At 37.0% G+C, this 14996-nt stretch carries 14 protein-coding genes and 1 other annotated feature; all 14 genes read left to right on the forward strand.

The window, feature by feature from the left end:
* Nucleotides 1–110: 110 nt before the first annotated feature.
* The 14 genes from D8M04_RS10285 (at nucleotide 111) to ileS (ending at nucleotide 14572) form a co-directional block, all read left to right on the forward strand.
* Nucleotides 111–932 (forward strand): cell division protein FtsQ/DivIB, encoded by an 822-nt coding sequence (locus D8M04_RS10285; protein ID WP_121522825.1) that lies wholly within the window; start codon nucleotides 111–113, stop codon nucleotides 930–932.
* A 292-nt stretch (nucleotides 933–1224) separates the two neighbouring features.
* On the forward strand, nucleotides 1225–2517 hold the full coding sequence (gene ftsA, locus D8M04_RS10290) for a cell division protein FtsA (protein WP_121522826.1): 1293 nt from the start codon (nucleotides 1225–1227) through the stop codon (nucleotides 2515–2517).
* A gap of 52 nt (nucleotides 2518–2569) precedes the next feature.
* Nucleotides 2570–3766: a cell division protein FtsZ gene (gene ftsZ / locus D8M04_RS10295; protein ID WP_121522827.1), complete on the forward strand. Its 1197-nt coding sequence runs from the start codon at nucleotides 2570–2572 to the stop codon at nucleotides 3764–3766.
* A 535-nt stretch (nucleotides 3767–4301) separates the two neighbouring features.
* Entirely contained in the window at nucleotides 4302–5222 is a 921-nt protein-coding gene (gene spoIIGA, locus D8M04_RS10300) for a sigma-E processing peptidase SpoIIGA (RefSeq protein WP_121522828.1), read from the forward strand.
* A gap of 15 nt (nucleotides 5223–5237) precedes the next feature.
* Nucleotides 5238–5957, forward strand: coding sequence for an RNA polymerase sporulation sigma factor SigE (gene sigE, locus D8M04_RS10305; protein ID WP_121522829.1), 720 nt, complete (start codon nucleotides 5238–5240; stop codon nucleotides 5955–5957).
* 108 nt (nucleotides 5958–6065) lie between these two features.
* On the forward strand, nucleotides 6066–6851 hold the full coding sequence (sigG, locus tag D8M04_RS10310; protein WP_121522830.1) for an RNA polymerase sporulation sigma factor SigG: 786 nt from the start codon (nucleotides 6066–6068) through the stop codon (nucleotides 6849–6851).
* Between the two features lie 694 nt (nucleotides 6852–7545).
* A complete protein-coding gene (locus tag D8M04_RS10315; protein ID WP_342772646.1) occupies nucleotides 7546–7815 on the forward strand; it encodes a YlmC/YmxH family sporulation protein in 270 nt (89 codons plus the stop codon).
* 60 nt (nucleotides 7816–7875) lie between these two features.
* Nucleotides 7876–8688: a peptidoglycan editing factor PgeF gene (gene pgeF, locus D8M04_RS10320; RefSeq protein ID WP_121522832.1), complete on the forward strand. Its 813-nt coding sequence runs from the start codon at nucleotides 7876–7878 to the stop codon at nucleotides 8686–8688.
* A 23-nt stretch (nucleotides 8689–8711) separates the two neighbouring features.
* On the forward strand, nucleotides 8712–9380 hold the full coding sequence (locus tag D8M04_RS10325; protein WP_121522833.1) for a YggS family pyridoxal phosphate-dependent enzyme: 669 nt from the start codon (nucleotides 8712–8714) through the stop codon (nucleotides 9378–9380).
* Nucleotides 9381–9414: 34 nt separating this feature from the next.
* The gene (locus D8M04_RS10330) at nucleotides 9415–9846 is read left to right on the forward strand and encodes a cell division protein SepF (RefSeq protein ID WP_121522834.1); all 432 of its coding nucleotides are present in this window, start codon (nucleotides 9415–9417) and stop codon (nucleotides 9844–9846) included.
* 5 nt (nucleotides 9847–9851) lie between these two features.
* Nucleotides 9852–10118, forward strand: a complete 267-nt coding sequence (locus tag D8M04_RS10335; protein WP_121522835.1) for a YggT family protein — start codon at nucleotides 9852–9854, stop codon at nucleotides 10116–10118.
* A gap of 12 nt (nucleotides 10119–10130) precedes the next feature.
* Nucleotides 10131–10907, forward strand: a complete 777-nt coding sequence (locus D8M04_RS10340; RefSeq protein ID WP_121522836.1) for a YlmH family RNA-binding protein — start codon at nucleotides 10131–10133, stop codon at nucleotides 10905–10907.
* An 86-nt stretch (nucleotides 10908–10993) separates the two neighbouring features.
* Nucleotides 10994–11497 (forward strand): DivIVA domain-containing protein, encoded by a 504-nt coding sequence (locus tag D8M04_RS10345; RefSeq protein ID WP_121522837.1) that lies wholly within the window; start codon nucleotides 10994–10996, stop codon nucleotides 11495–11497.
* Between the two features lie 59 nt (nucleotides 11498–11556).
* Nucleotides 11557–11777: a binding site (T-box leader), on the forward strand.
* 47 nt (nucleotides 11778–11824) lie between these two features.
* A complete protein-coding gene (gene ileS / locus D8M04_RS10350) occupies nucleotides 11825–14572 on the forward strand; it encodes an isoleucine--tRNA ligase (RefSeq protein WP_121522838.1) in 2748 nt (915 codons plus the stop codon).
* Nucleotides 14573–14996: the final 424 nt, after the last annotated feature.

The following is a 14996-nucleotide window of genomic DNA, read 5'->3' on the forward strand; positions in this document are numbered from 1 at the left end:
TTGGAGACTATATGTTTTATCATGTTTTATGATATAATTCAAATAACTGAATTTAAACGGCATACATTTGCCGTTTGTTCTTTTAATTCTTGAAAAAGGAAGAAATGGGGATGAGTAATAAAAACATTGTTTCGATTGAGGATCGAATTCCAAAATTGAAACAAGCCCGTAAGAAAAAAGCAAACCGCAGATTAGTTTTTTATCTATCAATCTTCTTTCTATTAATATCTATTATTGTATATTTACAATCACCATTAAGTCATGTAAGAACGATTAATGTAACTGGAAATATACATGTGGCTGATGACATTATTATCAATGAGAGTAAAATAACAACAGATAGTAATATGTGGATGGTGGATTTAGAAGGGATTCAGAGCGCGATTAAGAAGAACCCTATAATTGACCAGGTTGAGGTTAAAAGGTCTTTGCCCTGGACGATAGATATCCAAGTAACGGAGCATGAACTTGTTGGATACAATAAAGTAGAAAGAGATTATTATCCTATTTTAGGGAATGGACATGTTCTAAAAGAGTTGGGTAATCCCACTTATAATGGAAGTTCACCTATATTAATAGGTTTTACAGAAGAAGATTATCTACATAAAATGGCAACAGAACTGAACCAATTGCCATCTAGCATCTCCAAACTTATTTCTGAGGTCCATTGGAGTCCTACAGAGGACAATAATAACCGGATTTACCTTTACATGAATGACGGCTACATTGTTGAAGGCACAATGCGTGACTTTGCGGAAAAGATGGAAGTTTATCCATCTATCGTGTCTCAATTGGACCCGGAAGTGGAAGGGATTATACATATTGGAGTTGGCGTCTATTTTGAATCCTTCGAGGAAGTCGCTCCCTCTGATAATGAGAGCACAGAAACAGAAGAGGTTCCTAATGAGGATGACGAATCAGCGGAAGAATAATTACTTTTGATGGTCATACTCATGAAATCTATTACGAAATGTTTATAAGTGAATTCTATTGGCTGATATAAGGAATAAACTTTCCTGTCGGTATTAGTGTAACTAGGCATTCGCTCAAGAGCTTGACCGAATGCCAAGTTTTCTAAAAAAATTAAAGGAATATACCTTTAATTTGTTGAAATAACTAGAGTATTAATCCTTTTTAAAGCTGTAATTATTTCAAGAAATAATTGGTAGTTGAGCATACATTAACAAAAGTCTAAGGTGTATGCTGAATTTGGAGGTGCCTTCTTTGAATAACAGTGAAATAATAGTAAGTCTTGATATTGGAACATCTAAAATTAAAGTAATTATTGGGGAAGTATTAAATGATTCCCTTAATATTATTGGTGTTGGTACTGCAAAATCAAAAGGCATGAAAAAAGGTACCATCGTAGATATAGATCAAACGGTTCAATCCATTCGAAATGCTGTTGAGCAAGCAGAAAGAATGGTTGGAATGCATATAGAAAGTGTTGTAGTTGGAATTAATGGCAGTCATATAGGTCTTCAACCTTGTCATGGTGTTGTAGCGGTACAAAGCGAGAACCGTGAAATAGGGGATGAAGATATAAAAAGAGTGATTGATGGCGCACAAGTGGTATCTGTCCCTCCTGAGCGTGAGATTATTGATGTTATTCCTAAACAATTTATTGTAGATGGTTTAGATGAGATTACGGACCCAAGAGGGATGATTGGTGTCCGTTTAGAAATGGAAGGAACGATCATTACTTGTTCTAAAACCGTCTTACATAATATTCTAAAATGTGTTGAAAGAGCCAATCTGCAAGTAGCTGACATTTGTCTACAGCCCCTTGCTGCAGGTACAATAGCTTTATCTCCTGATGAAAAAAATATGGGAGTAGCACTTATTGAGGTTGGTGCAGGCTGTACAACTGTATCTGTCTTCGAGAGCGATGGGCTGCAAGCTACAAGTGTCTTAAGTTTAGGTGGTAACAATATTACCAAAGATTTATCGATAGGGTTAAGGACCACTACAGAAGAAGCAGAAGATGCAAAGCTGAATTACGGACATGCATTTTATGATGATGCACAGGAAGATGAAACTTTCGATGTCTCTGTAATTGGAAGTAATCAGAAACAGACTTATAATCAGCTGGAAATTGCCGATATGATTGAAGCGAGACTTGAAGAAATTTATGCCTTTGCCGAAAGAGAAATTAGGAAAGCCGGGTTTAACGAACTTCCTGGTGGATATGTATTGACTGGTGGTACAATGGCTATGCCTGGTGTATTAGAATTGGCACAAGATTTATTCCATTCTAACGTACGTATAGCTATTCCCGATTATATTGGAGTCAGAGAGCCTCAATTTACCGCGGGGGTTGGTATACTGCAATTTGCTTATCAAAATGCAAAAATTCAAGGCAAAGAGTTCTTCCCTGCTGTGGTATCTGAGACACATGAACCAGTAAAACCAAAACGTCATTCAAATTCTAATCAAGTAAAAAATCATGAACCAAAAGAGAAGAAAAAGAAAGAATCTGGAAAAGTAGCAAATCTATTTAAATATTTCTTTGATTGAGCAATAAAATTTCAATAGGTTGATTTTGCATATAGTTTAGGAGGAACCAAAAATGTTAGAGTTTGATACAAATATGGAGGAACTAGCAAATATAAAAGTAATCGGCGTTGGTGGAGGCGGAAATAATGCTGTAAACCGAATGATAGAACATGGTGTTGAAGGTGTGGAATTTATTGCTGTCAACACAGATGCACAAGCACTGAATCTTTCAAAAGCTGAAATTAAAATTCAAATAGGCGGGAAATTGACACGTGGATTAGGAGCGGGTGCTAATCCTGAAGTTGGAAAAAAAGCAGCTGAAGAAAGTAAAGAACAAATTGAAGAAGTACTGCAAGGTGCGGATATGGTATTTGTTACTGCCGGAATGGGTGGTGGTACTGGAACTGGTGCTGCTCCGGTTATCGCTCAAGTAGCCAAAGATTTAGGTGCTTTGACGGTAGGTGTTGTAACAAGACCTTTCTCTTTTGAAGGAAGAAGACGCTCTACGCAGGCAATTTCCGGTATCGATTCTTTAAAAGAAGCAGTAGATACATTGATTGTTATTCCTAATGATCGATTACTTGAAATAGTAGATAAGAATACTCCTATGCTAGAGGCTTTCCGTGAAGCTGATAACGTATTAAGACAAGGTGTTCAAGGTATTTCCGATTTGATTGCAAAACCAGGCCTTATCAATGTGGACTTTGCTGACGTGAAAACCATTATGCATGATAAAGGCTCTGCTTTAATGGGTATTGGGATTGCAACTGGGGAAACAAGAGCAACAGAGGCTGCGAAAAAGGCTATTTCCTCCCCATTACTTGAAACGTCCATTGATGGTGCACATGGCATTTTAATGAATATTACTGGTGGTACGAACCTAAGCCTTTATGAAGTACAGGAAGCTGCCGATCTAGTAACTTCTGCTGCTGATAAAGAAGTGAATGTAATCTTTGGTTCTGTAATCAATGAGAACTTATCGGACGAAATTGTTGTAACAGTTATCGCAACAGGTTTTGATGAAATTACGAAGAAACCTGAACACAGTCACAGACAACAACGTCCAGTGGTTAATTATAAACAGCATGCTGCCACAAATGAAGAAACAATACAAAGAGAACAGGCACCAAGAGAGCAAGCTCCACGAGAAAGAGAGCAATCATCTAGAGAACAGCAGGCACCTAGAGAACAAATCCAACGTCCAAGACAAGAAGAGGACGAGCTTGATATTCCAACATTCTTAAGAAACCGGAATAGAAATAGAAGATAATAAAGTGAGTTCAAGAGTTTTTCGATACCTTGGTATTTATTTTTCCTGCCCGTCAAAATACTCTTATTGAATTCACATTTAGCCGGATATTTTCAGGTCACATAGTAAATAGCTATGCAGTTTTATGCTGCATAGCTATTTTTTTTCGCAGGTTAACTGGCTGTTAATGAAAAGGAGATTTAGAAAACAAGAATTGTAATTAGGGAACTAACAGCTAGTCAAACGCCCGATTCGTTCAAAGGCCTGCGGGTCTCTCCTTATGGTACTACGCTCAGTGGAGGAGAAAGTAATCCCACTGAGTGAGGTTTCACTTTATCTCCACGTTGCATACTTCCACTAGAAAACTATTCTTAGAGAAAGCTGATTTACCTCCGACATTCTTATCAATAAGTAGTTAAAATAAGCTCAATTTTGCATACAAGAATTGACAGACTTTGCTTGTCATTTTAGATATACTTTTAAAAAAAGATAAGATAATGAAAGAAAAAAAAGGAATAGAAACAGTTCTTAAAGGTAGAAGAGAGGAAGTTTACTATTGACAATCTATCTTGATGCTGTTTGGGCGTTAAACTTTTTCCTGGATTTAATGCTCCTCTTGTTAACTCAAATACTTGCAAGAGACAGTACTAGAAAATTAAGAGTAGTTTTTGGGGCTTTTGTTGCTTCCACGATGGTCCCTATCACTATTTATTTCCCTGATTCTGTTTTTACAAGTGTAATAGGTAAAATTCTATTTTCTGTTTTTATTATATTTTGTTCTTTTGGTTTTATAACAAAATATAGATTTTCTAAGCTTTTACTTCTTTTTTATTTTGTAACCTTTACTACTGGAGGTGGATTAATTGCGCTTCATTTTCTATTCTCTAGTCCAATTTCGGTGAGAACCAATGGTTTGGTTACTTTTAATAGTGGATATGGAGACCCTGTCAGTTGGTTATTTGTAATTATAGGATTTCCTATTGTTTGGATGTTTACAAAAGCCCGTATGGACAAGCACGTATCCGAAAAAATCCGTTATGACCAGCTTTGTTCCGTTACGATTCAAATAAAGGATAATAGTTACTCTACGAATGGCTATATTGATAGCGGGAATCAGTTACTCGACCCACTGACCAAAAAACCGGTCATCATATGTGATCAGTCTTTTCTGAGTAATTGGTTCACAGAGGAGGAATGGTCCAAGGTAAAACTAGCGCATGATACATTGAACATAGATGAAATACCAAATGAATGGCAACACCTGATCCAAATTGTTCCATACCAGGGAGTTCAGGGTAATAACATGTTTTTATTTACGATTAGACCAGAGAAACTTATCGTTACTTATGGGGAGCAACAAATCATGACAAAGAAAGTATTAATAGGGATTCAGTTCGCCGAGCTTGTTAAAGACAATCGCTACCATTGTCTACTACATCCACAAATAATACAGTTAGCTGCTATTCATTCAGCTTAAGAGGAGAGATGATTGGTGAAATTGTGGAAATTACGTCTTCAATTAAAGTGGTATAAATTTCTAAGAAAGTTAGGAATTAAGCGTGATGAAATTTATTACATAGGAGGAAGTGAGGCACTACCTCCGCCTTTATCAAAAGAAGAAGAACAGGAGCTGCTTATATTGCTTCCTAAAGGTGATAAAACAGCCAGAGCAGTACTAATAGAACGTAATCTGCGGTTAGTAGTTTATATTGCAAGGAAGTTTGAGAATACAGGTATTAATATTGAGGATTTAATAAGTATTGGAACGATTGGCTTAATTAAAGCTGTTAACACATTTAATCCGGAGAAAAAGATAAAATTGGCGACCTATGCATCAAGGTGTATCGAAAATGAGATACTTATGTACTTGCGAAGAAATAATAAGTTAAAGTCGGAAGTATCTTTTGATGAACCGTTAAATATAGATTGGGATGGAAATGAATTGCTGTTATCAGACGTTCTTGGGACAGATGATGATATTATTACAAAAGCCCTTGAATCTGATGTTGATAAAAGTCTCCTTAAGGATGCTTTATCTAAATTAAATGATCGAGAGAAACAAATTATGGAATTAAGATTTGGTCTGATAGGCGAGGATGAGAAGACACAAAAAGATGTAGCAGATATGTTGGGAATTTCTCAGTCCTATATTTCCCGTCTGGAAAAGAAAATTATCCGCCGATTAAAAAAGGAATTTAACAAGATGGTATAAGGAAAAGAATTTAGTACCATTTTTTACAAAAGTATGAGACTGCATAAAAACCCTTCCAGGAGGAGATACTGTCCTTGAACAGCATCAACATCTGGGAGGGTAAACATAATGACTAGACATAAAGTAGAAATATGTGGCGTTGATACATCGAAACTACCAGTACTCACCAATGAAGAAATGAGAGCGTTGTTCATTCGTGTGCAACAGGAAGATGACTTATCAGCACGTGAAGAACTAGTAAATGGAAATTTACGATTAGTGCTTAGTGTAATCCAGCGATTTAATAATCGTGGGGAATATGTTGATGATCTTTTTCAAGTAGGTTGTATCGGATTGATGAAATCAATTGATAATTTTGATTTAGGACATAATGTCAGATTTTCGACGTATGCTGTTCCTATGATTATTGGAGAGATAAGAAGATATTTAAGGGATAATAATCCGATTAGAGTATCTCGCTCTTTGCGGGATATTGCTTACAAAGCATTACAAGTAAGAGAAAAGCTTATTAATAAATCTTCTAAGGAACCAACTCCTGCTGAAATTGCTGAAGAAATGGGAATACCCCATCAAGATATTGTTTTTGCAATGGATGCCATCCAAGATCCTGTTTCTTTATTTGAGCCGATATATAATGACGGAGGGGATCCAATCTTTGTAGTAGATCAAATAAGTGATGAAAAAGATAAAGATTCATCCTGGGTAGATAAAATCTCGTTAAAAGAAGGAATGTACAAGCTTAATGAAAGAGAAAAAATGATTTTAAACAAACGATTTTTCCAAGGTAAGACACAAATGGAGGTTGCTGATGAAATTGGTATTTCTCAAGCACAGGTGTCTAGATTAGAAAAAGCAGCAATCAGCCAAATGAACAGACAAATGTTTGAAGGATAAAATGGTATTTATAGCATTATTTACCTAATAGTGGAAAAAGGGAAAGGGTGATAGCCTTTTCCCTTTTCTTTATTTGTAAAGCCGAAGCTTTATATGTTGTTTTAATCCTTCGAAGTAGATAGAAAATGTTGATTAATTGAATTCAAAGTAATGCATAATGGCGCTCTGGGAATGACCTGAAAATATGCGCTCGTAATTTCCGCTGCGGGCAGTACGCTTTCCGCGGGCAACGCCTCAGCCTCCTCGGAAGAAAACCGCTTCCTGCGGGGTCTTCGGCTGTTGCTTTTCCCGCAGGAGTCGACTGCCCTCCGCTCCAATCACTTCCTGTTAAGGGGAGCTTTCTCCATCCATGAGGTTTAAAAGCACAATCTAGCGGAGGAAATACACGGAGACTCCTACGGGAGGACAGGCCTAGGTGAGACCCCGCAGAGACGACAGTCTCGAGGAGGCTCAGCAGCCGCCCGTGGAAAGCGCAGTGTATTTCCGGAGCGGTTTTTATGCACTATACTGAATTAAACTAATCAGAAGTCTATCTATATTGCTTAACAAACAATATCATCTTGAAAACAACCAAGAAGAAAAGGGCATCGCTGAAATCTAAGCGACTAACAAAGTATTTTGGTGAATATCTATAGATAAAAGGAATTATTAAGCACTTCTGCATATAATTACTATAAGTGGGGTGATAATTTTGGTGACATTATCAGAATTACAATTAAAGGATGTTATATTAATTGAAGATGGCAGAAGGTTAGGGAACATATCAGATCTGGAAATTAACCCAGTAACAGGAAAAATTGAGTCTATTATATTGATGGTAAGAGAGAAGAAAGGGAACTTCTTTAGTAAAGCTGATGAAATAGTCATTGACTGGAATCAAATCGTACGGATCGGATCAGACGTTATTCTAGTTAGAGATGAAAAAAGCCCACTACTATTAACGAATGGACACAAGAATGGATGAAATCATCGGGTGAAATATGATAAAATAAGACCAACAAACTAAAGTCAGGGGGATTTCTAATTGAACGAACCATTTCAATATTCTAATGAATCCTTTTTACATATAGAAAAGTGGCAAAAAATCAATCCCAGTTTAAAAGCCGGTTTTACAACGAGAAAAGGGGGTATAAGTAAATCTCCTTACCATTCATTGAATTTTGGATTTCATGTAGATGATTTGGCTGCGGATGTTCTAGAAAACAGAAAGATTTTAGCACAGAAGCTAGAAATTCCACTTAAGGATTGGGTAACTGGAGAGCAAGTCCATCATACTGAAATAAAGGTAATAGATGATAGAGATAGGGGAAAAGGTTCCCTAACCAATCTTGATGCACTAAAAGGAATAGATGGACTAATTACAAATAAAAAAGGGGTCCTCTGTACTGCATTTTTTGCGGATTGTGTCCCCTTATTTTTTTATGATCCAGTTACATCATACATTGGAATTGCTCATGCAGGGTGGAAGGGTTCGGTTAATCGAATGGCAGAAAAAATGGTTGCCAGATTTCAGGCATTAGGAGTCAATATTTCTGATTTACTGGTAACGATTGGTCCTTGTATCTCTATGGAACAGTATGAAGTTGATGAAGTAGTAGCTTCTCATATTGATTACAAATTAAGAGGAAAAGTGCTTATAGAAAAAGATAACAATCGCTATTTGCTAAATTTAAAACAATTAAACGTAGAAATTCTTTTACAAACGGGTATATTACGTCATAATATAGATGTGACAAACTATTGCACCTACAATGATAAGGACATATTTTTTTCGCACCGTAGGGACAAAGGCAGAACAGGGAGAATGCTGGGTTTCCTAGGCTACATAGACTCTTAACAACTGTGAGAGGAGAATTAGTAATGGATGTACAAACGAACTTACAAAAGATCAAAGATAAAATAGGACAAGCATGTGAAAAAAGTAATCGCAATATAGAGGATATTACCATTATTGGAGTGACGAAGTATGTTACAATAGAACGAGCCGAAGAAGCAATTGAGGCAGGGATAACGAATCTTGGCGAAAATAGAAATGAAGGCTTCTTAGAGAAATATAATAAACTTACAAACAAAGCAACATGGCATTTTATCGGTAGCCTCCAAACCAGAAAAGTCAAAGATATTATAGATAACATTGACTATCTTCACTCGCTTGACAGAGAATCACTTGCAAAGGAAGTCAACAAGCGTGCAACTGCACCTGTTAACTGCTTCGTGCAGGTTAATGTAAGTGGTGAGGAATCAAAGCATGGAATGGAGCCTGAAGAAGTGCTTCCATTTATTGAGAACCTAAGAGTATATGAAAATATTCATATAGTAGGATTAATGACAATGGCCCCACATATTGATGATTCTGAAAAAATTAGAGGATATTTCAGAAAATTGGCGAATCTAAGAGATATAATTAAAGATAAAAATTTCAAACACGCACCCTGTACTTTCTTGTCAATGGGAATGAGTAATGACTTTGAGATTGCAATTGAAGAAGGTGCTACTCATATACGTATTGGGACAAGTCTTGTAGGATAGTGCGACTTAATTTTAGGTAGAATGAGGTGAGGCAATGAGTATTAAATCAAAAATCAAAAACTTTTTTGTCGATGAAGAATACGAATATGAATATGTAGAGGAAGAACAATTGCCAGAAATAAAGCCTGAACAATCGAAGAAAAACAAACAAAATGTCGTAAGTTTAACCTCTTTACAGCAGCCGAATTCAAAAGTAGTGCTGTGTGAACCTAGAACCTATAATGAAGCTCAAGAGATAGCTGATAATATTATGAGCAAACGAGCAGTCGTTGTTAACTTACAGCGAGTAGATCATCATCAAGCAGTGCGTATTATTGATTTTCTAAGTGGAACGGTATACGCATTAAGTGGTGATATCCAGAAGTTGGGTGCGGAAACATTTTTATGCACACCAGAGAATATTGATGTCTCAGGGACAATAACAAGCAGTTTGACGAACGAAGATGATTTTAACAAAGGATGGTAGCAGGTATGTTTCAATTATGGCAAGTGCTTGATTTAGCTTTAAATATTTACAGTTGGGGAATTATTATATATATTTTTATGTCTTGGTTTCCTGGCGCAAGAGAATCTACATTCGGGGAGATATTAGGAAAAATTACTGAACCATATTTAGAAATGTTCCGTAAATTCATTCCACCACTTGGAATGATTGATTTCTCACCAATCATTGCAATCTTTGTATTACATTTAGCAAGAAATGGCCTGCTGCAGTTCTTTAACATGTTTTTATTCTAAGAGGAGTTTATCATGGATATCTATCAACACTTTAGAAAAGATGAACAACCCTTTATCGATAAGGTATTATCATGGAAAGATCAAGTGGAGAGGTCTTTTGTTCCTAAGCTAACGGATTTCGTAGATCCAAGAGAACAACAAATATTAGATTTAATTATTGGAACTAATAAGGAAGATATAAAACTTGTAATGAATGGTGGAAATGAAGCAGCAGAAAGAAAACGAGCCATTATCGCTCCTTTTTATGAAGAGGTTCCAATTGAGTTGTTCCAATTAACGCTCTTAGAAGCTACATATCATGATAAATTTATATCTTTAGAACATCGTGATGTTATGGGCGCTTTTTTATCCTTAGGCATAAAACGTCAAAAGCTAGGCGATATTTATGTGGCGGATGGAATCATACAAATTGTTACTACAAACGATATTGCTCTTTATATCAAAACGAATCTAAATTCTATAAAAAAAACAAGTGTCTTCTTTGAAGAGAAGCCATTTTCTCACTTAAAACAAAAAGATGAAAATTGGGTAGAAGCAGAACATACGGTATCTTCCTTGAGATTGGATGCGGTAATGAAGGAGATGTATCGCATTTCGCGGGGGGATGCTTCTGTATTTATTAAGAAACAGCTTGTAAAAGTAAATTACAAGGTTGTCGAAGATATTAGTTATACCCTTCAAGTGGGTGACATGGTTTCTCTCAGAGGGAAAGGCCGATGCAAATTAAAACAGATTAATGGGCAAACAAAGAAAGAAAAATGGCGAATAGTAGTAGCTTCACTTAAGTAATTTTTTTATTTGGCAGGATTTATAAATTTCATGTCGAATTATAACAAAATATATAACAGAATTAATTCCCTAAGGAGGTGGCCCGTGTGCCATTAACACCACTAGATATTCACAATAAAGAGTTTACAAAAAGTTTTCGTGGATATGATGAAGATGAGGTCAATGAATTTTTAGACCAAGTAATTAAAGATTATGAAATGGTAATTCGTGATAAAAAGGACTTGCAGGAACAAGTAACCCAGCTCACTGAGAGGCTTGGTCATTTTACGGATATTGAAAATACACTTAATAAATCTATCTTAGTAGCTCAGGAAACAGCAGAGGAACTTAAAGGAAGTGCATCTAAGGAATCTAAGCTTATCATAAAAGAAGCAGAGAAGAATGCAGATCGTATCATTAATGAAGCACTAACCAAATCAAGACAAATCTCTATTGAAGTGGAAGAGTTAAAGAAACAAGCGAAAGTATTCCGAACACGCCTTAAAATGTTAGTGGAAGCCCAATTGGAAATGATTAAGACAGATGATTGGGACGATTTATTTGAAGAAGATGTAGAAGAAGGCCTAGAACTTCTCGAAAATAAATCCTAAATCTTGACGAAAACTAAATATTTACATATAATTTTTTACACAAAGGTAAATATCATTGGATAAATACGTTGACGGAGACAGTATAAAAGGAGAGTTACTGTATAGCGAGCCAGGGGCTGGTGTAAGCCTGGTCAGTACAACTTTTAGAATATCACTCCCCAGTATCCATTACGAATGAAGTAGTAGTGGACGGTTCATCCCCGTTACGGATTCGAGTGAATTTAAATTTTAATTTAAATTTATAAGGGTGGTACCGCGAGCAAGTCTTCTCGTCCCTTTTGGGATGCGGAGGCTTTTTTAGTATATGAAATTGAAGGAGGAAGCTGTATGGACTACAAAGACACGTTATTAATGCCAGATACAAAGTTTAAAATGCGTGGAAATCTGCCAAATAAAGAGCCAATAAGACAAGAACAATGGGATAATGAAAATATTTATGAAAAGGTACAAGAACGCACAAAAGGAAGACCACTTTTTGTTTTACATGATGGGCCTCCATTTGCAAATGGTGATCTTCATATTGGTCATGCGTTAAATAAAATTTTAAAAGATATAATTGTCCGTCATAAATCTATGGCAGGCTATCATGCTCCTTATGTTCCTGGTTGGGATACACATGGTTTACCGATTGAAACGGCTTTAGCTAAGAAGAAAATTGACCGTAAGAAAATGAGTATTGCAGAATTTAGGCAAAAATGTGCAGAGTATGCATTAAGTCAAGTTGACGGACAACGTGAACAATTCAAGCAGCTCGGTGTAAGAGGGGATTGGAATAATCCTTATATAACTTTAACAAAAGATTTCGAAGCAGCTCAAATTCAAGTGTTTGGAGAAATGGCGAAGAAAGGGTATATATACAAAGGATTAAAGCCTGTATATTGGTCTCCAACCTCTGAATCTGCCTTAGCAGAAGCGGAAATCGAATACTATGACAAACGATCTGCATCGATTTATGTTGCGTTTGAAGTAAAAGATGGTAAAGGTGTATTAGAGCAAGGAGATAAAATCGTAATCTGGACAACAACCCCATGGACCATTCCAGCAAACTTAGGAATTAGTTTACATCCAGATCTAGATTATGATGTTGCAAGAGTGGGAGAAGATAACTTCGTAGTAGCTCATGAACTCCTAGAAACTGTTGCGGCTGAACTAGGTTGGGAAAATTATGAAGTCGTTAAATCATTTAAAGGTCAAAAAGCCGATAGAGTGGTAGCGAAGCATCCGTTCTATGACCGAGATTCTATTGTAATGCTTGGAAATCACGTTACAACCGATGCTGGAACAGGCTGTGTTCATACGGCTCCAGGACACGGGGAAGATGACTTCTATGTTGGGAAACAATATGGCTTAGAAGCGTTATCTCCAGTCGATGACAAGGGTGTATTCACTGCAGAAGCACCAGGATTTGAAGGTCTATTCTATGATGACGCTAATAAAGTGGTAACAGAGAAATTAGAGGCTGCTGGTGCATTATTAAAAATGGGCTTTATTACTCACTCTTATCCACATGACTGGCGTACAAAGAAACCAACCATTTTCCGTGCGACTTCACAGTGGTTTGCTTCTATTAAAGATTTCCGTGAAGATATCCTAGACGAGATCAAGAAAGTAAACTGGTACCCAAATTGGGGAGAAACAAGACTCTATAACATGGTCCGGGACCGGGAAGACTGGTGTATTTCACGACAACGTACATGGGGCGTTCCAATTCCAGTATTCTACGGAGAAGACGGTACTCCAATTATTACGGATGAAACAATTGAACATGTATCTAAATTGTTTGCGGAGCATGGTTCAAATGTATGGTTCGAAAGAGAAGCCAAGGATTTATTGCCAGAAGGATTTACTTCAGAACATAGTCCGAATGGTAAGTTTACGAAAGAAACAGACATCATGGACGTGTGGTTTGACTCTGGATCTTCACACCAAGCTGTTCTTCTAACACGTGAAGGCCACAGGAGACCAGCTGATGTGTATTTAGAGGGTAGTGATCAATATCGTGGATGGTTTAACTCATCTCTTTCTACTGCTGTAGCGGTAACAGGTCAGGCGCCATACAAGAATATTGTAAGCCATGGATTTGTTCTTGATGGAGACGGACGAAAGATGAGTAAATCAATAGGTAACGTCGTATTACCTTCTAAAGTGTTAAAACAATATGGTGCAGATATTTTACGTTTATGGGTAGCTTCTGTGGACTACCAAGCGGATGTGCGTATCTCGGATGATATCTTAAAACAAATCTCTGAAGCATATCGTAAGATTCGTAATACATTCCGCTTCATCCTGGGCAATTTAGCTGACTTCGATCCAGCAACAGATCGTGTTGAAGATAGTGAGCTAGAAGAAGTGGATCGTTACATGCTTCACCGTTTGCAAGGATTAGTAGCTAGTGTTCAGGAGAGCTATAATAAATTTGAGTACTCACCAATTTATCATCAAATCCATAACTTCTGTACTGTTGATTTAAGTTCCTTCTATTTAGATTTTGCGAAGGATATTCTGTATATCGAAGCGAAGGATAATAAACGTCGCCGCAGTATTCAAACTGCTTATTATGAAATTTTAACAACACTTGTTCAATTATTAACCCCAATTATTCCGCATACAGCAGAAGAAGTTTGGGAATTCATTCCTGGTGAAAAACCAGAGAGTGTACAATTGACAGACATGCCTGAGCCAAGAAAAATACCTGGGTTAAATGAAGATAAATGGGATCACTTTATGAAAGTTAGAGATGACGTGCTTAAAGCATTGGAAGAAGCTAGAAACAATAAAGTCATCGGTAAGTCTCTTGATGCTAAAATTACCCTAGTGCCGAAAGACAGCGAAACAAAAGAAGTATTGCAATCTATGGAATATCTCCATCAATACTTAATTGTTTCTGAAGTAGTGCTTGAAGAAGCATCGGCAAATGCAAAAGAATATAAATTTGTCCATGTTCTAGTTGAGAAACATCCAGCTGAGAAATGTGAACGCTGCTGGGTTTCATCTGACACCGTTGGACATGATCACGATCATCCGACATTATGTACACGTTGTGCAGGCATTGTAAAAGAAAATTATAGCGAGTAAGAATAAAAATACTCCTCTTTTCGTAGAGGAGTATTTTTGTTTATGATTTTATTATTAATATTAAGTAATATAAATAGACTTCTGATTAAGTTAAATTCAAGATAGTGCGTAAAAAACCGCTCCGGAAATACACTACGCTTTCCGCGGGCGCTGCTGAGCCTCCTCGAGACTTTCGTCTCTGCGGGGTCTCAGCTAGGCTTTTCATCCCGCAGGAGTCTCCGTGTATTTCCTCCGCTAGTATAGCGCTATAAAGAAAACACAACTCCTCATAAGAAGTGATTGTAGCGAAGGGCAGGCGACTCCTGCGGGAAAAGCAACAAGCGAAGACCCCGCAGGAAGTGAGGGGGTTCAAAGGCTAAGAACGCCCCATCCTGGGGCAACGCCTTTGTGACCAACGTCCTGTTGGCCCGAGGCTGAGACGTTG

The organism is Oceanobacillus piezotolerans, assembly GCF_003665065.1.
In the GTDB taxonomy this organism is placed as follows: domain Bacteria; phylum Bacillota; class Bacilli; order Bacillales; family Amphibacillaceae; genus Oceanobacillus; species Oceanobacillus piezotolerans.

Excerpts from the sequence above, each read along its gene's own strand:
- D8M04_RS10285 (WP_121522825.1), top strand. The coding sequence starts at position 111 with ATGAGTAATAAAAACATTGTTTCGATTGAGGATCGAATTCCAAAATTG.
- ftsZ (WP_121522827.1), top strand. The coding sequence starts at position 2,570 with ATGTTAGAGTTTGATACAAATATGGAGGAACTAGCAAATATAAAAGTA.
- sigG (WP_121522830.1), top strand. The coding sequence starts at position 6,066 with ATGACTAGACATAAAGTAGAAATATGTGGCGTTGATACATCGAAACTA.
- D8M04_RS10325 (WP_121522833.1), top strand. The coding sequence starts at position 8,712 with ATGGATGTACAAACGAACTTACAAAAGATCAAAGATAAAATAGGACAA.
- D8M04_RS10330 (WP_121522834.1), top strand. The coding sequence starts at position 9,415 with ATGAGTATTAAATCAAAAATCAAAAACTTTTTTGTCGATGAAGAATAC.
- D8M04_RS10335 (WP_121522835.1), top strand. The coding sequence starts at position 9,852 with ATGTTTCAATTATGGCAAGTGCTTGATTTAGCTTTAAATATTTACAGT.
- D8M04_RS10340 (WP_121522836.1), top strand. The coding sequence starts at position 10,131 with ATGGATATCTATCAACACTTTAGAAAAGATGAACAACCCTTTATCGAT.
- ileS (WP_121522838.1), top strand. The coding sequence starts at position 11,825 with ATGGACTACAAAGACACGTTATTAATGCCAGATACAAAGTTTAAAATG.